Genomic DNA, 18,151 nt, shown 5'->3' with positions numbered 1-18,151 from the left:
ATCTTCTGGGCATGGGTCTCGGAGAGCGAGCCGCCGAAGACGGTGAAATCCTTGGAGAAGACGAAGACGGTGCGGCCATTGACCGTGCCCCAGCCGGTGACGACGCCGTCGCCGGGGATCTTCTCGGCCTTGTCCATGCCGAAATCGACGCAGCGATGCTGCACGAACATGTCGAACTCCTCGAAGGAGTCCTTGTCGAGCAGCAGCTCGATCCGCTCGCGCGCCGTGAGCTTGCCGCGCCCATGCTGCGCCGAAATCCGCCGCTCGCCACCGCCGAGCCGAGCACCCGCGCGACGCGATTCGAGATCGTTCAGGATGTCTTGCATGGCCGTCTCCCTCGCCTGCCCTATCCGCCGCGCGCCTTGTGGCGGCAAGGGATTTTGTGCAAAATTGCAAAATGGCAAAATTAACAAATTCGCCAACAGAAAAGTTGAGACGCAAGCTCTTCGCCGGCGCGACCATTCGCAGATTGCGCGAGGAACGCGACTGGACCCAGCTCGAACTGGCGCGGCGCCTCAATATCTCGCCGAGCTATCTCAGCCAGATCGAGGCGAGTCAGCGCAGCCTTTCGGGCACGATGGTGGTCGATCTCGCCCGCGTCTTCCGGGTCAATCTCTCGATCTTCACCGACGATCTCGGCGACCGCCTCGCCGCCAATCTGCGCGAGACCCTCGCCGATCCGCTGTTCGGGACGATCGAGGTCAATCCGCGCGAATTGCGCACCGCCGCCGTCCAGATGCCGCAGATCGGCCGGGCGCTGCTCGACCTGCACGCGCAATATCAGAGCCTCGAGGCGCGCTATCGCGCCCTCGACGAGGCCGTCCATCCCGAGCCCTCGCAGCCGCGCCGGCCGATCTCGGCCTTCGACGAGGTCCGCGACTTCTTCCATTTCATCGGCAATTACGTCGATGAACTCGACCTCGCCGCCGAAGCCCTGGCGACGCGCATCTCGGAAATCCCCGGCGACCCCCGCCAGCGCATGGAAATCTATCTCGCCAGCGAGCACGGGCTTAGCGTCGTCGAATGCCCGCCCGACAGCCATCCCGCCCAGAGCCGGCTGGAGCGCGCGGCCGGCAGGATCACGCTGAACGAGGCGCTGCCGGTCTCCAGCCAGGTCTTCGCCCTCGCCCGCCATGTCGCCCGGCTCACCCATGGCGAAACGGCCGACGCGATCGTGGCGCAAGCCGGCTTCCTCAACCGCGACAGCGCGCTCCTCTGCTCGGCCGCGCTCTCGAACTATTTCGCCGGCGCGCTGACCATGCCTTATGGCGCTTTTCGCGACGAGGCACGCCGGATGCGGCACGATGTCGAGCGCCTCGCCATCCGCTTCGGTGCCAGCCTTGAACAGGTCTGCCACCGGCTCTCGACCTTGCAGCGCTCCGGGCAGGAAGGCGTGCCGATGTACTTCCTGCGCGTCGACCGCGCCGGCAACATCACCAAGCGTCATAGCGCGACGCGCTTTCAGTTCGCCCGCTATGGCGGCGCCTGCCCGATCTGGAACATCCACGAGGCCTTCGAGATGCCGGACCGCTTCCTGGTGCAGCGGGCGGAAATGCCGGATGGCCGGCAGTACCTCTCAATCGCGCGGGCGATCAGCAAGGGCGAGTCGCGCTTCGACGCCGTGCGCTCGCGCTATGCCATCGGCATCGGTTGCGAGATGGCCTATGCCGACGAGCTGATCTACGCCGACGCCATCCGCAGCAGCGGCAAGATCGCCGAGATCGGGATCAATTGTCGGCTCTGCGAGCGGCCGGACTGCCCGCAGCGTGCCGTGCCGCCGCTCGACCGCGCCGTGATCGTCGACCCCTGGGAGCGCGGCATCCTGCCCTACCGGCTCGGCTGAACCTCCAGCCCGGCGTCCTACCCCATGATATGGTAGCCGGCATCGACATAGATCGTGTTGCCGGTCATGCCCGTGGCCGCGTCGCTGATCAGGAAGGCGGCGACCTGCCCGACCTCGTCGATGGTGACAACGCGTCCCTGCGGCGCCCGCGCGGCGGCCTGTGACAGCAATTCGTCGAAACCGGCGATGCCGCCGGCAGCCCGCGTCTTCAGCGGGCCCGGCGAAAGCGCGTGCAAGCGGATACCTTTCTGGCCGAGTTCATGGGCGAGATAGCGCGTCGTGCTCTCGAGCGCCGCCTTCACCGGCCCCATGATGTTGTAGTTATCGAGCACCTTCTCGGCGCCGTAATAGCTCATGGTCAGGATCGTGCCGCCTTCCGCCATCAGCGGCTCGGCGGCGCGCGTCATCTCGATCAGCGAGTAGCAGGACACCCGCATCGCCTGCTCGAAGCCCTCGCGCGAGACGTCGACGACGCGGCCATGCAGATCGTCGCGCGGCGCGAAGGCGATCGAATGGATAACGAAGTCGAGCTTGCCCCAGTGCCGGGCGATCGCCGCGAACACCGCTTCGAGCTCGCCGGGGACCTCGACATCGAGCGGCATGATGATCGGACTGGCGAGCTCCTCGGCGAGCGGGCGCACCCATTTCTCGGCCTTGGCGTTGAGATAGGTCACGGCCAGTTCCGCGCCGAGCCGGTGCAGCACCCTTCCGCAGCCGAAGGCGATGCTGCCTTCATTGGCGATACCGACGATCAAACCCTTCTTGCCACGGACGAGTTCACCGATCGGCGTCATGGGGTCAATCTCCGAAGATCACGCGGCGGAAGCGGCTGAGGGCGTAGCTGAAATAGACGCCACCGATGACGATCAGCGCGACGAGTTGCAGCCAGACCACCGAAAATCCGGCGCCGCGATAGAGCACCGCCTGCGCGAAAGCCACGAAATGCGGCGTCGGGCTGATCACCTGCATGGTGTATTGCAGCCAGACCGGCATGCTCTCCATCGGCGTGCTCGAACCCGAGAGCAGCTGCATCAGCACCAGGATCGGAATGGCGAGGAGCCCGAACTGCCCCATGGTGGTGGCGAGCGTGCCGAGCATGATGCCGAGCGCCGCGACGGCGAAGACATAGAGCCCTGCTCCGGCGAGGAAGAGCACCAGCGAGCCGGCGATCGGCACCTGCAGCCACCATTGCACGACGAGCGCCAGCGACAGCCCGGCCGCGACCAGAATGACGAGCCCGTTGGCGATGATCTTGGCCAGCATGATCTCGGTCGGCACCACCGGCATCACCAGGAGATGCTCGACCGTGCCCTGCTCGCGCTCGCGGATCAGGGCTGCGCCGGTCAGGATCACCGTCAGCAGGGTGATGCTGTTGATCACCTGCATCACCGAGGTGAACCAGGCCGAATCCAAGTTCGGATTGAACTTGGCGCGGATCACCACATTGACCGGGGCGCTGGTCACCGTCTCGCGGCCGGCCAGGAAATTCGTCACCTCCTGCGCGATGATCGACTGGATATAGACCGCGCCATTGCCGGCCTGCGTCATCGCGGTGGCGTCGACATTGAGCTGCACCGAAGCGCGCCGGCCGGAGAGCAGGTCGGCCTGGAAGGAAGGCGGGATCTCCAGCACGAAGACCAGCCTGCCATGGTCCATCTCCTCGTCGATCTCGCCGGCGTTGATCGGCACCGCGCTCTTGAACAGCGGCGGGTTCAGCGCGTTCCGGATCTGACGGGACAGGTCCGAGCGGTCCTCGTCGACGATACCGACCGAGAGGTTCTTGGCTTCGGTCGAGGCGCCTGTCGCCACCGTGTAGACGGCGATCGAGAAGGAGTAGACCAGCAGGATCAGCATCACCGGATCGGCGCGGATGCTGCGCAGCTCCTTGATCACGAGCTGGACGATGTTCTGCAGATGGATGCGCAGCCCGGACAGGCGTTGGCCTGAACGGCCCTGAGTGGTGGCAGAAGTCTCGGCGCTCATCTCAGAGTTCCTGCTTGCGCAGCAGAAGCTGCGCCAGGGCGAGGAAGAGCAGTGAAAAGCCGGCGAGCATCACGAGGTTGAAGGAAAGATCGTCGAAGCCGAGCCCCTTGGTGAAAGTGCCGACGCTGATCGGCTGGTACCAGGCCGTGGGAAAGCCGAGCCCGATCAAGCGCGCGCCGCCGGAGAGCGAGGCGACCGGAACGAGCAGTCCGGAGAAGTTCACCGCCGGGATGATCGAGAGGATCGCGGTGGCGAACACCGCCGAGACCTGCGTCTTGGTGAAGGTCGAGATCAGCTGGCCGAAGCCGGTCGTCGCCGTGACATAGAGCAGGGTTCCCAGGGCCAGCAGCGCCGCCGAGCCCTTGATCGGCACGCCGAACAGGAAAAGCGCCAGCAGCACCAGCAGCACGAAGCTGATCATCGCGATCGCGATATAGGGCAACTGCTTGCCGAACAGGAACTCGAATTTGGTGATCGGCGTCGACTGGAAATTGGCGATAGAGCCGGTCTCCTTCTCGCGCACGACGGCAATCGCCGACATGATCGCCGGAATCAGGATCAGCATCAGCATGATCACGCTCGGCACCATGGCGTTGACGCTCTTGAAGGCCTGATTGTAACGGAAGCGCGTCTCGATATTGATCAGGCTGGCGGCGCTCGTGCCGGTGCTGTTCTGGACCAGCCATTCCTTGGCGTATTGCGCAGCGAGCCCGGTGACATAGCCCTTGGTCGTCTCGGCGCGGAACGGCATGGCACCGTCGAGCCAGACCGCGACCTCGGGCTTCCGGCCCGATTGCAGGTCGCGGCCGAAGCCCGGCGGGATCTCGATGGCGAGCTGGAGTTCGCCGGTGCGCAGGCGCTGGTCGAGTTCGCCGGAACTTCGCAACGGCGGGCGCTCCTCGAAATAGCGCGAGCCCGAGAAGGCTTCGACCAATTGCCGGCTTTCGGGCGTGTTGTCGTGGTCGAGCGCCGAGAAGCGCAGATTCTCGACGTCGAAGGAGATGCCGAAGCCGAAAGCGATCATCAGCACCAGCGGGCCGAGAAAGGCGAAGGCGAGCCGGATCGGGTCGCGCAGCAGCTCCATCGTCTCACGCCGCGAATAGGCCCAGAGCCGCTTCGGGTCGAAGCGGCGCGGCGGGCGGATCGGCTCCGGGGCCGGCGCCGCCGCGTTCGGATCGGGCGCCTCGGTCCTGGCCTCGCGGTCGATCCCGGCCGCCTCAGCGAGATAGTCGACGAAGGTGTCCTCCAGCGAGGCGCTGCCCCGTTCCTTGACCAGTTCCTCCGGTGTGCCGACGGCGAGCACCTTGCCCGCATGCATCAGCGAGATCCGGTCGCAGCGCTCCGCCTCGTTCATGAAATGGGTCGAGAGGAAGATCGTGACGCCGTCATCGCGCGAGAGATCGATCAGCGTGCGCCAGAAGGCGTCGCGCGCGATCGGGTCGACGCCCGAGGTCGGCTCGTCGAGGATCAGCATGGCCGGCCGGTGCAGCACCGCGACAGCAAGCTGCAGGCGTTGCTTGATGCCGAGCGGCAGGCTGTCGGGACGGGCATCGACCACGTCCTTCAGATCGTAGCGCTCGAGCAGCTCGGCGATGCGACCTTCGATCTCCTCGCTCGGCAGATGATAGAGCTTGGCGTGCAGCTCGAGGTTCTGCCGGACGGTCAGCTCGGTATAGAGCGAGAAGGCCTGCGACATGTAGCCGACATTGCGGCGCGTCTCCATGTCGTTCGAGCCCATCGGCTTGCCGAACAATTTGGCCGTGCCCTCGCTCGCCGGCAGCAGGCCGGTGAGCATCTTCATCACCGTCGACTTGCCGCAGCCATTCGAACCGAGGAAGCCGAAGATCTCGCCGCGCTCGATGCGGAAGCTGACATGGTCGACGGCGGTGAAATTGCCGAAGCGGCGGGTCAGCCCCTCGGCCTCGATCGCCGGCACGGCGCTGTCGCTGGCCGGGCGCGGCCGCACGACCACCTCCTGATGGTGCGCCCGCTTGGCTTCCGGCAGCAGCGCGATGAACGCCGCCTCCAGCGATCTCTGCCCGGTCTTCGCCAGGATTTCGGCGACCGGCCCGGAGGCGATCACCTTGCCGTCATCCATGGCGGCGAGCCAGTCGAAGCGCTCCGCCTCATCCATGTAGGCGGTGGCGACGATGACGCTCATCTGCGGGCGCCGGCTGCGGATCGTGTTGATCAAATCCCAGAACTGGCCGCGCGAGAGCGGATCGACGCCCGTCGTCGGCTCGTCGAGGATCAGGAGATCGGGGTCGTGGATCAGGGCGCAGCACAGGCTGAGCTTCTGCTTCATGCCGCCCGAGAGCTTGCCGGCCGGGCGGTCCTCGAACGGGTCGAGCCCCGTCGCCTGCAGCAATTCGTCGATGCGCCGTCGCCGCTCGGCCTCGCCCTGACCGAACAGCCGCCCGTGAAAGTCGATATTCTCGAAGACGCTCAGCGTCGGGTAGAGATTGCGGCCGAGCCCCTGCGGCATATAGGCGATGCGGGCGCCATGCTTCTCGCGATGCGCCTTGTCGGCCATGTCGCCATCGAAGACCGTGACCACGCCGGTCTGGATCTGGCGGACCCCGGCGACCAGAGCGAGCAGGGCCGATTTGCCGACCCCGTCCGGACCGATCACCCCGACCATCCGGCGCGCCGGGAACGCGATCGAGACGTCGTCGAGCGCGACCGTCTTGCCGTAGCGGTGCGAGACGTTCTCGACCCTGGCAATGTAACCGTCGCTCATCAGGGGAGCTTTACGCTGAGGTCTTCGGGCCACTGGATCGAGGCGCTGGTGCGCACGAAGCCCATGCCGCGCACGCCGGTCTTGGCCTGGCGGTGGTATTTCTTCAGGACGCGCGGGTCGATCTGCAGCTTGACGCGGAACATCAGCTTCTCGCGCTCATCAGCGGTTTCGACGCTCTTCGGCGTGAACTGGGCATCGGCTGCGACGAAGCTGACATTGGCGGGAATGACGTAGTTCGGCAGCGGGTCGACGGTGATCCGCGCCTCGTCGCCGAGCGCCAGCAGCCCGGCCTGGGCGGCCGGCAGATAGATCGTCATGTAGACATCGCTGAGATCGAGCAGCGTCAGGATGCGCGAGCCGGCGCCGACGACCTCGCCTGCCCGGGCGAGCTGATACTGCACCCGCCCGCTGCGGGGCGCGACCAGGGTCATGTCGACCAGCACGGCCTCGATCCGATCGACCTCGGCCTCGGCGCTCTTGATGGCGAAAGCAGCCTGCTCGCGCTGGGCCTCGGCGGCGACCAGCGCGGCCTTCGCCGTATCGGCCTTGGCGACGCGCTGATCGAAGGTCTGGCGGGTCAGATAGCCCTTGTCGACGAGCTGTTGGCCGCGCTCCAGCTCGGCCTGGGTCAGGGTGATCTCGCTCTTGCGCTGGACGATCAGGGCGTTCGCCTCGGCGAGCCCCTGCTTGGCCTTGAGGACCTGAGACTGGGCGCCGCGCAATTGCGCCTCGTATTCCGGCGAGGAGATCTTCGCGATGACCTGCCCGGCCGTGACATCGTCGCCCTCATTGACCAGGACCTGCGACAGCCGCCCGGCATATTTCGCCGCGACATCGATCTGCGTCGCCTCGATCCGTCCGTTCGATTTGGCGATGCCGGCGGGCAGGTTGCCACTGCGCAGGCGCTGCAGGAATTCCTTGATCCGCGACTGGGCCTGCGCCGGAGTGCTGAGCGAAACGTCGCGAGAGACCGGGGTCATGACGCTGCCGAAGGTCAGGAGCGTCGCCGCCAGGGCCGTCGCGGTCGATAAGCGGGCGAAATTCATCATCTTTCTCCGAGCTCGGGCCGGTGCGGGGCCCCGGCCTGCTTCGCGATGCAATCCTGTGGCCGGCGCAGCAGGCGCAGCGTGTGCTGGCCGATCATGCGTTCCTCATCCGTGGGCACGACGAGGATCGGTACGCGGCTGCCGGGTGCCTCGATCCGGCGGTCATTGCGGCTGTTGGCCTCTTCATCGAGCGCGAACCCGGCCCAGCGCAGGCGATCGACCACATTGCGCCGGACCTGATGGGCATTCTCGCCGACGCCGGCGGTGAAGACGAGAGCATCCAGCCCGCCGAGCGAGACCGACAGGCTGGCAAAAGCCTGCGCCACGCGCAGGCTGAAGAAGTCGATCGCCATCGCAGCCTCGGGCCTGTCGCTCTCCAGCAGGGCCCGGACATCGTTGCTGATCCCGGACAGGCCGCGCAGCCCGCTCTCATGATAGAGCATATGCCCGACCTTGGCCGGACTCATGCCCTTCTGCTCGATCAGGTGCAGCACGACGCCCGGGTCGAGCGAGCCGGAGCGTGTCCCCATCGGCAGCCCGTCCAGCGCGGTGAAGCCCATGGTCGTCTCGATGCTGCGGCCGCCTTCCAGGGCGCAGACCGAGGCGCCGGAGCCGAGATGGGCGATGATCACGCGCTTCTCGGCGATCTCCGGCGCGATGCCGCGCAGCGCCTGCGAAACATATTCATAGGACAGGCCGTGGAAGCCGTAGCGCCGGACGCCCTCGTCATAGAGTTCGCGCGGCAGGGCGAAGCGGTCCGACAATTCGGGATGGCCGCGATGGAAGGCGGTGTCGAAACAGGCGATCTGCGGCAGATCGGGCCGGCGCTCGCGCAGCACGCGGATCGGGTCGAGATTGCTGAGCTGGTGCAGCGGCGCCAGCGGGATGAAGGTCTCGAGCGTCCGCATCACCGCGTCGTCGACCAGGACCGGAGCCGAATAGACCGGCCCGCCATGGACGACACGATGGCCGATGCCGATGAGCTGCGCGTCCTTCATCTGCCCGCCGACCCAGTCGGCGATGATGCGCTGCGCCTGTGAGGAATTCGCGACCTCCTCCGCGCCGAAACTGCGCTCGATCAGCGTCTCGCCGGCATGGTCCTTCGCCTTGAGCCGCGGCCTTGTGCCGATGCCGTCGACGGCGCCGCCGAAGATCAACGCGATATCCTCGCCGACGACGCGATAGAGCTTGAACTTGATGCTCGAACTGCCGGCATTGACGACGAACAGGACCTCGCTCACCGCCTAGCCTCCGATCGGGCGCGACTGGGCCAGCGCATGGGCATAGAGCCCGGCGACGGCGCAGGAGGCAAGCCGCGTGCGGACATTGTCGGCGCGGCTGGTCAGGATGATCGGCACGCGCGCGCCGAGCACGATGCCGGCGGCATCGGCGCCCGACAGGAAGGTCAGGTTCTTCGCCAGCATGTTGCCGGCTTCGAGATCCGGTACCACCAGGATCTGCGCCCTGCCCGCGACCGGCGAGACGATGCCCTTGATGCTGGCGGCTTCCGGGCTGATCGCATTGTCGAGCGCCAGCGGCCCGTCCAGCAGGCCGCCGCAGATCTGGCCACGATCGGCCATCTTGCAGAGCGCCGCCGCCTCCAATGTGCTCGGGATCTTGGTCGTCACGGTCTCGACCGCCGAGAGGATCGCGACCCGCGGCGTGCCCAGGCCGAGCCCGATATGAAGGTCGATCGCATTCTGGATGATGTCGCGCTTGGCTTCGAGGTCGGGGAAGATGTTGACCGCGGCATCGGTGATGAACAGCGGCTCGGGATAGGTCGGCACGTCCATGATGAAGACATGGCTGACGCGCCGGCCGGTGCGCAGCCCGGTCTCCTTGTTGGTGACCTCGGCCAGCAATTCGTCGGTGTGCAGGCTGCCCTTCATCAGCAGCGCCGCCTTGCCGGCATGCACCAGCTCGACCGCCTTGGCCGCCGAGGCATGGCTGTGCGGGGTATCGACGATCTCCAGCCCGGCAATGTCGAGCCCGGCCTGCTTCGCCGTCGCGACGATCCGAGCGCTGGGGCCGACCAGGATCGGCGTGATCAAGCCTTGCGCCGCCGCGTCGAGCGCGCCCCTCAGCGAGGATTCGTCACAGGGATGCGCGACCGCCGTCAGCGCCGGCGGGATTTCGCGGGCCTTGGCGATCAGGCGCTCATATTTGTCGCCATTGGCAGCGGTACGCCGAGGATGGCCGATTTCGGCGGCGAGCGTGGAGGTCTGAGCCATGTTCGGGGTCACTTCTGCGGGGCGGTGCGGCGGCGCGTTCCGGCGCCGGGCAGGCGCCGCTGCGCTGCCGGCTTGGGCGTGGCTGCGCGGACAGTCGCAGCGGACGTCCCGACGCCCGGCGCCGGCGGCTCGCGCTCCGGCGCATGATCCGGGAACATCCTGCTGACGCGTTCGTAGCGGGTGAGCGCCTCGCCTTCGAGCGGGCCGGCCGCGGTCAGGATGCCGTGGAACTCCTCCAGCGAGATCGGCGGCGCCTGCGTTTGCAGAACACGCTCGATCGCGGCGACGGCCTCGTCCCGGTCGAAGCGCAGCATGAAGAGCTGCTCCCGGACCTTGGCCTTGAATTGCCAGAGCGTCGTGCCTTCGAGGCTCTGATGCTTTTTCTGCAGCCGCCGGAGCGCAGCGAAGATGCGCTCGTCGAGGCTCTTGCCTGCTGCCAGGACGAACATGAAGGCTCGCAGCACGGCGATGTTCGCGTTGATCTCGCTGACCCGCTGGCGCAGACCGGCGAGCCCGGCCTCCAGCTCGGCGACTCCACGCTCACGATCGGCGGGTACGGGGCGCGCCGTCTCATCGGTGACGCCGAGCGCCTGCTGCAGCGCAGGAGAGCCATAGACCTGCTTGAACAGGAGTTCGGTGGCGGAATCGCGAATGTCGCGGAACAGGTCGAGCGAGGCGGCGATGTTCTGCGAAGCCATCTGCTGCCAGGCCAGGAACGGATTGCCCGGGGCTGCCGGGCGGCGGTTACGGCGAACCTGCTCCGCCAAGACCGGCACGCCACGCAGAAACGGGTTATTGTGCGAGAACGCTTCGAATTGCGAGCGCAGCGGATTGAGCCGGCGCGACAATTCCGCGACGGGTGCATTGGCGACGGCGTTCACCCAGGGACGTAGCCAAGTCTTGTAGAGATCGGAATTGATCTCGGAAAGCCTGGCGACGGTCGCGAAACGCCGGTCGTCCTCGGCGCTGTTCAGCCCGAGCGCCCGGATGTCGTCGAGCTTGCGCGGCTCGAAGCGCAGCACATGCTTGCCGGCGGCGAGGTCGGCATAGTCCTGCCCCGGCTCGCGCGGCGTGATCACCGCTTCCCACAGGCCGGGAGGCAGGATGTCGATCAGGTCCATGTTCTCGGTGAGTTCAGTGTGCTCCTTCTTTGCCACCGAACTCGAGACGAACACGCCGAGATGGCCGGCCTGCGGATGAATGCAGTAGACGATGGTCTGCTCGGCCGCGATCAGAGCGAGATCGCTGGCATAGAGATCGGTGATCCAGCCCAGCGCCTGCTGCGGCGGGGTGATGTTGTCGCCCCAGGAGCAGAACACCACGATCGGCGAGGTGACCTCGCGCAGATCGATCGCCTTGCCGGAGGACAGCCTGACCTCGCCCTTGGTCAGCTTGTTGCCGACGAAGAGCTCCTCGACGATGAACTCGATCTCCTCGCGGTTGAGCAGCACATGCCCGCCCCACCATTTCTCGAAGGAGAGGAAGCGCTCGGCTTCCGTGTCGACCTGAGACCAGACATCGTAGAGCTTGCCCCACCAGGTATTGGCCGGGTTCAGCTTCTCGAAATTCTGGACGAGATAGGCCCCGTCGAAGATGCCGGCGCCGAGATCGCCCGTCAGCGAGGCCAGCCAGGAGCCGCCGAGCATGCCGCCCGAATAGCGCATCGGGTTGAGGCCGTCCTTGCCGTTCCAATAGGCCAGCGGCGCACCCGCCGCCATGATCGGCCCCATCAGATCGGGTCTTGCGGCGGCGAGCCCGAGCACGGCCCAGCCGGCCTGGCAATTGCCGATCACGCAGGGTTTGCCGGGGTAGTCGGGATGGCGCTTGATCACGGCTTCGATGAAGGCGGCCTCGGCACAGCCGACATCCTCGATCGTCTGCCCCGGCACCGGATCGGGGAGGAAGCCGATGAAATAGCAGGGATGGCCGGCGGCGAGCGCCGCGCCGATCTCGCTGTCCGGCTTCATCCCGCCGATTCCCGGGCCATGGCCGGCGCGCGGATCGACGACGATGAAGGGGCGCGCTGCCTCGTTGGTGACGACGCCCTCCGGTGGAATGATCCGGACCAGCCAGTAGTTCACCGGGCGCGGCAGGCTGCGGCCGCTCATCACGGGCTCGAAGCTGAAGCCCAGGACATGCGGGGCGATCATCGCCATATGCTCAAGATAATTGTCGCCGCGCCGGCGCAGCACGTCGAGCATCAGCAGATTGCGCTGCGCGACATCGACCAGATAATCGCCGAGATCACTGCGAAACAGGGCTTCCGCCTTTGCACCGGCGGATGGGTTCACCGAGAAGGGACCGATCATATCGCTTTTCCCTACACGCCACGGGGCTTGTACGTCGGAGCGTCGCAGCGGCTTGCCGCACTGCACTATCGCCAGCGTAAGACGCTTTAGCAACGACCCTGGCCGCTGCCCGCCTCAATGCGGTGTTCGGGAACACGCGTAATTGATGTCAATCAATCGCAAATTTTAGCAGCCGGGCGCGCGTGTCGCTGCCTCGGCCTGCGCGCGGTTCGGAAAATCCGCGATTCCGACAGGCGGGAGGACCGGCTTACACCGCGCTCACATGCTCTCCGGCATGGCGACTGTCCCCTGCTCCTGCGCCATTCGCTCCGATGCCGTGGACGAAGAAGCCGATCGTCTGCCGGGCGATCTCGTCGACCGGCAGCGAGCCCGCCGGGTCATGCCAGCGCGCGATCCAGCTCAGCGCGCCGGCGGCCGCGAAGGCGAGCAGCTTGGGGTCGCAGGGCTGGATCGAGCCGTCGGCGATGCCCTGCTCGATCAGGCCGCGGAAGCGCTTGTCGATCTTGCCCTTGAGGGCACGCAGCTCCTTGCGCGTCTCCGCCGGCAAGGGGTCCTCGCCGACCAGGATGAGGCAGCGCCCGAAATCCTCGGTGACGATCCGCGCATATTCGGTCCAGAGCACGATCAGCCGCTCGAGACCGCGCCCGCGACCGCGCTGCGCCTCGGCCTGGGCTGACGCCGAATCGAGCCGCTCCAGTCCGATCCGCACGCATTCGAACAGGATCTCGTCCTTGCTGCGGACATAGTGGTAGATCGTCGGCTTGGTGACATTCAGCCGTTCCGCGACATCGTCGAGCGAGGTCCGGTGAAAGCCCTGCTCGCTGAAGGCGCGCGCCGCAGCCCGCAGCACGGCCTCGCGCTTCAGCGCGCGCTCCTGCTCGCGCTGCGCCTGCGTCTTCCAGAGTGGCGCCGCCATCCGGCTCAGGCCCGCTCGATCGCGAGCGCGATGCCCTGACCGCCGCCGATGCACATCGTGATGAGCCCGTAGCGGCCACCGCTGCGCTGAAGCTCATAGGCCGCCTTGAGGGTGATGATCGCGCCCGTCGCGCCGACGGGATGGCCGAGCGCGATCGCCCCGCCATTCGGATTGACCCTGGCCGGATCGAAGCCGAGTTCCTTGGCGACCGCGCAGGCCTGGGCGGCAAAGGCCTCGTTCGACTCGATCACGTCGAAATCGCCGAGCGAGAGCCCGGTGCGCTTGAGCAGAGCCTGCACAGCCGGCACCGGGCCGATGCCCATCACGCCGGGCTCGACGCCGGCATGGGCGTAGCCGACGAGGCGCGCCAGCATCGGCTTGCCCTCGCGGCTGGCACGGCCTTCCTCCATCAGCACCATGGCGGCGGCGCCGTCATTGATGCCGGAGGCGTTGCCGGGCGTGACCGTTCCGTCCTTCTTGAAGGTCGGGCGCAGGCCCTTCAGCGTCTCCGCCGTCGTCGCCGGCTTGGGGTGCTCGTCGGTATCGAAGCTGTTGGTGTCGCGGCCCTTGCGGACATCGACCGGCAGAATCTGCTCCTTGAAGCGGCCGGCGGCGATCGCCTCGGCGGCGCGGCGCTGGCTCTCGGCGGCGAAGGCGTCCTGCGCCTCGCGGTCGATGCCATAGCGCTCGGCGACGTTCTCGGCGGTGATGCCCATGATGCCGTTGCCGAACGGGTCGGTCAGTACGCCGGTCAGATGGTCGGCGACGACGGCATCGCCCATGCGCTGGCCGAAGCGGGCCGTGGCGAGCAGATGCGGCGCGCGGCTCATCGTCTCGGCGCCGCCGGCGACCGCGGTGTCGCAATCGCCGAGCATGATCGCCTGCGCCGCCGAGACGATCGCCTGCACGCCGGAACCGCAGAGCCGGTTCAGCGTCATCGCGGGCACCTCAACCGGAATCCCGGCCTCGATCGCCGCGACGCGGGCGAGATAGGCATCTTTCGACTCGGTCAGGATGACATTGCCGAAGACGACATGGCCAACCTCGGCAGCGGGCAAGCCGGCGCGGCTCAGCGCCTCGCCGACGACGAGCGCCCCGAGCTCCGACGGCGCGTGGCCGGACAGCGCCCCGCCAAAGGTGCCGATGGCAGTGCGGACGCCCGCGGTGATGACGACATGTCGGCTCATGAAACTGCTCCTTCAGGCGGATTCGGCCTGCCGCTCGGGCTTGTACAGCCCTTCGATCTCGGCGGCGTATTTCTTTGCGATGTTGGCCCGGCGCACCTTCATCGTCGCGGTGACCTCGTCATCGTCATGGTCGAGTTCCTTGACGAGGAGGTGGAAGCGCTTGAGCTGCGCGACGGGGGCGAGCTGGGCATTGGCTCGCTCGATCTCGGCGGCGACCAGCTCGCGCACGCGGCTGTGCTCGGCGAGGCTGCGGAAATGGGTGAAGGCGATGCGGTTCTCCTCGGCCCATTTGCCGACGGTCTCGGCATCGATCTGGATCAGTGCCGAGGGATAGCGCCGGCCATCGGCGACGACGATGCACTCCTTGATGAAGGCGCTGCCCTTCACCGTGTTCTCGATCTCGGAGGGGCTGAGATTCTTGCCCCCGGCCGTGATCATGATGTCCTTCAGCCGGTCGACGATCCTTGTCTGACCATCCTCGATCGCGGCAACGTCGCCGGTGTGCAGCCAGCCATCGCGCAGCACGGCCGCCGTCGCCTCGGGATTGCGGAAATAGCCCTCGAAGACGATGTCGCCGCGCAGCAGGAGCTCGCCCTGGGCGCCCAGCTTGAGCTCGGCGCCGGCGACAGCCTCGCCGACTGAAGCAGGCAGCAGGCGCTGGAGACGCTGACCGACGGACATTCCGGAGGTCTCGGTGAGGCCGTAGACCTCGACGAGAGGCACGCCGAGCGTGCGGAAGAACTGCACGATGCGCGGCGGGATCGGGGCTGCACCGGTAAGCGCGACCTTGACCTTGCGCAGGCCGATGAAGTTCTGCAGCGCCCGGAAGATGACGAGATGGTAGAAGCCGGCGACTGCCTTCTCGCGCAGGCTGCGCGCCGCCGGTGGCTTGGTGGCGAAGGGCTCGCAGGCGGCGAGACCCGCCTCGAACAGACGCCGGCGCCAGCCGCCGGCCTCCATCAGCTTGATGTGGATCGCGGCGTGCAGCTTCTCCCAGATCCGCGGCACGCCGAGGAAAAGCGTCGGCGCGATCTCGCGCAGATCTTCCTGCACGGTGCGGATCGACTCGCCGAAGGAGACGCAGGAACCGACATAGATCGGCGCCATGGTGCTCAGCATCTGCTCGGCGACATGGCAGAGCGGCAGATAGGACAGGTTGGTGGTGTCGGCGTCGTAGCCGAGCCGTTCGATCACGCCGGCCGCCTGGGCCCGCATGTTGCGATAGCTCAGCATCGCGCCCTTGGGCTTGCCGGTCGAGCCGGAGGTGTAGACCATCAGGCCGATATCGGCCGGGATCTGGGCGGCGAGGCAGCCCTCGACCAGGCCGGGATGCGCGAGCTCGTATTCGGCGCCGCTCTTCAGCACATCGGCGAAGGAGATGATCAGCTCCGGACCGTAGTGCCGCAGGCCCTTGGGATCGATCACCACGATCCGCTTCAGCCGCGGCAGTTCGGCGATGCGCTCCAGCACCTTGTCGGCCTGCTCCTGGTCCTCGCAGACCACGATCTCGACTTCCGCATGCCCGAGCACATAGGCGACCTCATTGGCCGGGCTGGTCGCATAGACGCCGATCGCCACCGCCCCGACCATGCCGGCACCGAGCTGGGCGACCACCCATTCGGCGCGGTTCTCGGAGAGGATACCGACATGCCCGCCTTCGCCGAGGCCGAGCGCCCGCAGACCGAGGCCGAAATGCCGGGCGCGGCGATCATACTCGGCCCAGCTGATCGGCAGCCAGATGCCGAAATCCTTCTGCCTCAGGGCGACGCGCTCGGGCATCGTCCGCGCATTCTCGCGCAGCATCTGCGGCAGGGTGAGATTGGGAAGCTCGCGCATCGTTGCCGACCTCACGAAAGCCAGCGCTTGCGGCGCTTGTAGTGCTTGATGTCGCGATAGCTGCGCTCGCCCCCGGCGCCGCCGAGGCCGAGATAGAATTCGCGCACGTCCTGGTCGCGGACCAGCTTCTCGACCGGGCCGTCGATCACCACCTTGCCCATTTCGAGGATGTAGCCGTAATTGGCGACCGCGAAGGCGACCGCGGCGTTCTGCTCGACGAGCAGCATCGAGACGCCCTGCTCGGCATTGATCCTGGCGATGATCGTGAAGATCTCCTCGACCAGCTTCGGCGCGAGGCCGAGCGAGGGCTCGTCGAGCAGGATCAACGAGGGTCGCGCGATCAGCGCCCGCCCGATGGCGAGCATCTGCTGCTCTCCGCCGGAGAGATAGCCCGCCAGCCCCTTGCGGCGCTCGTGCAGGCGCGGGAAATAGCTGTAGACCAGATCGAAATCCGCCGCCGGCAGCTTGCGCCCGGTCAGCGCGAAGGTCGCGGCGGTCAGGTTCTCCTCGACCGTCAGGTCCTCGAAGATGCGCCGCCCCTCCATGACATGGAACAGGCCGCGCCGGACGAGGCCGTGCGGGGCAAGGCTCGCGATATCGTCGCCCTGGAAATGGATGGCGCCGCCAGTGACGGCGCCATCCTCGAGCGCGAGCAGGTTCGAGACGGCCTTGAGCAGCGTCGACTTGCCGGCACCGTTCGAGCCGAGCAGGGCGACGATCTGCCCCTGCGGCACGCGCAGCGACAGGCCGCGCAGCACCTGCACCGTCCTGTTGTAGACGACCTCGACATTGTTGACGTCGAGCACCGCGGTCCCGGCCATGCCTTCAGCCCCTCGCCCTGCGCCTGAGGATCAAAGCTTGATCCAGTCGGAGGCCGGCAGCATCTGCTTGGCCTTGCTGTCGAAGCGATAGATCCGGCCGACCGGCACGGAATTGCCGGGGATCGAGATCGGCACGCCGAACAGGCCGCCGGTGTCGAAGTCCTTGATGCTGTTTAGCCCGGCCTTGAGATTGGCGCCGGTCAGCTCCTTGCCGGCATCGAGCGTCCGCTTCACCGCCTCGGCCATCAGCATGGCGGTGACGAAGCCTTGCAGGTAGCCGGTCGACTGGTACTCGGTGCGCATCTGCCGGATCTTCTCCAGCATCGGCGCGGTACCGTCCTTGTCGTAATAGTAGCGGTACGGCATCACGCCCATGAAGCCGTCGGCGGCGTCGCCCATGCGCTGCACCGTCGAATTGTCCATGGTCCAGAACGTGCCCATGAACTGGCTCTTCATGCCCATCTGCTTCGCCTGCGTGACGAATTCCGGGATCGGCGCCAGCACATAGCCGTGGAAGATCGTGAAGTCGGGATTGGCGCGGCGCAGCTTCAGCACCTCGGTCGAGACGTCGACGCTGCCGGGCGGGGTCACGATCTTCTCGACGACGTTGAGCTTCAGCTCCTTGGCGACCGCCTCGCCCGGTACGATCGGGTCGCGGCCAAATTCGGTGTCGGAATAGACGAAGGCGACGCGCGCGCCCGGCTTCTCCTTGGCGATGTAGCGCAGGAGGATGCCGAACATCTCGGTATAGTCCGGCCCCGCCATGAACTGCAGCGGGAACTTCTTGGGGTCGTTAAGCTCGGTCGCGAAGGAGGCGCCGGCCATGATCATGGTGCCGCGGCGCTCGAGCTCGGGATTGATCGTTTTCGAGAAGCCGGTCGAATCGCCATAGTAGAGCGAAACCTTCTCCTGGCTGGTGATCTTGTTGAAGGCGGCGACCGAGGCGTCGACCTTGTAGGCGGTATCCTCGGCGACATATTTGATCTTGCGGCCCTTGATGCCGCCGCCATCGTTCAGGATCTTGAGATAGTCCTGGATGCCGGCATGGATGCCGACGCCCGCGAAGGCGAAGACGCCGGTCAGCGGGATCGAGCCGCCGAGCACGATGTCGCCGCCTTCCTGCGCCGCGAGCGGCCCCATCCCGAACGCCATCGCGGCGGTTGCCGCCGTCCCGGCCAGAAGCTCCCGCCGGTTCAACCTCATCTTGCTCATGCTCGTCCTCCCGCTGATATGGCCGCT

Annotated in this window: 14 protein-coding genes; 1 reads left to right on the top strand and 13 read right to left on the bottom strand. The window is 66.7% G+C overall.

Annotated elements, in window-relative coordinates; translation table 11 throughout:
• Positions 1 to 326 (bottom strand): carboxyl transferase domain-containing protein (locus J0J10_RS21730; protein WP_291649094.1); only part of this gene is annotated, 326 nt, incomplete at its 3' end.
• Between the two features lie 104 nt (positions 327 to 430).
• On the opposite strand from J0J10_RS21730, the gene J0J10_RS21725 reads away from it, so the two are divergent.
• Positions 431 to 1,843 (top strand): short-chain fatty acyl-CoA regulator family protein, encoded by a 1,413-nt coding sequence (locus J0J10_RS21725; protein ID WP_291649093.1) that lies wholly within the window; start codon positions 431 to 433, stop codon positions 1,841 to 1,843.
• Positions 1,844 to 1,860: 17 nt separating this feature from the next.
• Here J0J10_RS21725 and fabI read toward each other — a convergent pair whose 3' ends face one another.
• The 12 genes from fabI to J0J10_RS21665 form a co-directional block, all read right to left on the bottom strand.
• Positions 1,861 to 2,637 (bottom strand): enoyl-ACP reductase FabI, encoded by a 777-nt coding sequence (gene fabI, locus J0J10_RS21720; RefSeq protein WP_291649091.1) that lies wholly within the window; start codon positions 2,635 to 2,637, stop codon positions 1,861 to 1,863.
• A 4-nt stretch (positions 2,638 to 2,641) separates the two neighbouring features.
• Entirely contained in the window at positions 2,642 to 3,826 is a 1,185-nt protein-coding gene (locus tag J0J10_RS21715) for an ABC transporter permease (RefSeq protein WP_291649089.1), read from the bottom strand.
• 1 nt (position 3,827) lies between these two features.
• Positions 3,828 to 6,566 (bottom strand): ribosome-associated ATPase/putative transporter RbbA, encoded by a 2,739-nt coding sequence (rbbA, locus tag J0J10_RS21710; RefSeq protein WP_291649087.1) that lies wholly within the window; start codon positions 6,564 to 6,566, stop codon positions 3,828 to 3,830.
• Positions 6,566 to 7,612: an HlyD family secretion protein gene (locus tag J0J10_RS21705; protein WP_465247235.1), complete on the bottom strand. Its 1,047-nt coding sequence runs from the start codon at positions 7,610 to 7,612 to the stop codon at positions 6,566 to 6,568. The genes rbbA and J0J10_RS21705 overlap by 1 nt, the downstream gene beginning before the upstream one ends.
• Positions 7,612 to 8,853 carry an acetate/propionate family kinase gene (locus tag J0J10_RS21700; RefSeq protein ID WP_291649085.1) on the bottom strand — a complete coding sequence of 414 codons (1,242 nt, stop codon included), beginning with the start codon at positions 8,851 to 8,853 and terminating at the stop codon, positions 7,612 to 7,614. The genes J0J10_RS21705 and J0J10_RS21700 overlap by 1 nt, the downstream gene beginning before the upstream one ends.
• A 3-nt stretch (positions 8,854 to 8,856) precedes the next feature.
• A complete protein-coding gene (locus tag J0J10_RS21695) occupies positions 8,857 to 9,843 on the bottom strand; it encodes a phosphate acetyltransferase (RefSeq protein ID WP_291649083.1) in 987 nt (328 codons plus the stop codon).
• Between the two features lie 8 nt (positions 9,844 to 9,851).
• Entirely contained in the window at positions 9,852 to 12,152 is a 2,301-nt protein-coding gene (locus J0J10_RS21690) for a DUF3141 domain-containing protein (protein ID WP_291649081.1), read from the bottom strand.
• 247 nt (positions 12,153 to 12,399) lie between these two features.
• The gene (locus tag J0J10_RS21685; RefSeq protein WP_291649079.1) at positions 12,400 to 13,068 is read right to left on the bottom strand and encodes a TetR/AcrR family transcriptional regulator; all 669 of its coding nucleotides are present in this window, start codon (positions 13,066 to 13,068) and stop codon (positions 12,400 to 12,402) included.
• 5 nt (positions 13,069 to 13,073) lie between these two features.
• A complete protein-coding gene (gene bktB / locus J0J10_RS21680; RefSeq protein ID WP_291649077.1) occupies positions 13,074 to 14,255 on the bottom strand; it encodes a beta-ketothiolase BktB in 1,182 nt (393 codons plus the stop codon).
• A gap of 12 nt (positions 14,256 to 14,267) precedes the next feature.
• A complete protein-coding gene (locus J0J10_RS21675; protein ID WP_291649076.1) occupies positions 14,268 to 16,091 on the bottom strand; it encodes an AMP-dependent synthetase/ligase in 1,824 nt (607 codons plus the stop codon).
• Positions 16,092 to 16,102: 11 nt separating this feature from the next.
• Positions 16,103 to 16,912 (bottom strand): ABC transporter ATP-binding protein, encoded by an 810-nt coding sequence (locus J0J10_RS21670; RefSeq protein ID WP_291638071.1) that lies wholly within the window; start codon positions 16,910 to 16,912, stop codon positions 16,103 to 16,105.
• Between the two features lie 30 nt (positions 16,913 to 16,942).
• Positions 16,943 to 18,124 carry an ABC transporter substrate-binding protein gene (locus J0J10_RS21665; RefSeq protein WP_291638070.1) on the bottom strand — a complete coding sequence of 394 codons (1,182 nt, stop codon included), beginning with the start codon at positions 18,122 to 18,124 and terminating at the stop codon, positions 16,943 to 16,945.
• Positions 18,125 to 18,151 lie beyond the last annotated feature (27 nt).

It is taken from the genome of Allobosea sp., from assembly GCF_017308075.1.
GTDB lineage: Bacteria > Pseudomonadota > Alphaproteobacteria > Rhizobiales > Beijerinckiaceae > Allobosea.
Note: the sequence above shows the minus strand (reverse complement) of the source record. Positions and strands in the feature narration are given on the sequence as shown.

What these genes read in the sequence shown, in the direction of transcription:
- fabI (WP_291649091.1), bottom strand. Translation starts at nt 2,637, where the DNA reads ATGACGCCGATCGGTGAACTCGTCCGTGGCAAGAAGGGTTTGATCGTC.
- J0J10_RS21715 (WP_291649089.1), bottom strand. Translation starts at nt 3,826, where the DNA reads ATGAGCGCCGAGACTTCTGCCACCACTCAGGGCCGTTCAGGCCAACGC.
- rbbA (WP_291649087.1), bottom strand. Translation starts at nt 6,566, where the DNA reads ATGAGCGACGGTTACATTGCCAGGGTCGAGAACGTCTCGCACCGCTAC.
- J0J10_RS21705 (WP_465247235.1), bottom strand. Translation starts at nt 7,612, where the DNA reads ATGAATTTCGCCCGCTTATCGACCGCGACGGCCCTGGCGGCGACGCTC.
- J0J10_RS21695 (WP_291649083.1), bottom strand. Translation starts at nt 9,843, where the DNA reads ATGGCTCAGACCTCCACGCTCGCCGCCGAAATCGGCCATCCTCGGCGT.
- J0J10_RS21690 (WP_291649081.1), bottom strand. Translation starts at nt 12,152, where the DNA reads ATGATCGGTCCCTTCTCGGTGAACCCATCCGCCGGTGCAAAGGCGGAA.
- J0J10_RS21685 (WP_291649079.1), bottom strand. Translation starts at nt 13,068, where the DNA reads ATGGCGGCGCCACTCTGGAAGACGCAGGCGCAGCGCGAGCAGGAGCGC.
- bktB (WP_291649077.1), bottom strand. Translation starts at nt 14,255, where the DNA reads ATGAGCCGACATGTCGTCATCACCGCGGGCGTCCGCACTGCCATCGGC.
- J0J10_RS21675 (WP_291649076.1), bottom strand. Translation starts at nt 16,091, where the DNA reads ATGCGCGAGCTTCCCAATCTCACCCTGCCGCAGATGCTGCGCGAGAAT.
- J0J10_RS21670 (WP_291638071.1), bottom strand. Translation starts at nt 16,912, where the DNA reads ATGGCCGGGACCGCGGTGCTCGACGTCAACAATGTCGAGGTCGTCTAC.
- J0J10_RS21665 (WP_291638070.1), bottom strand. Translation starts at nt 18,124, where the DNA reads ATGAGCAAGATGAGGTTGAACCGGCGGGAGCTTCTGGCCGGGACGGCG.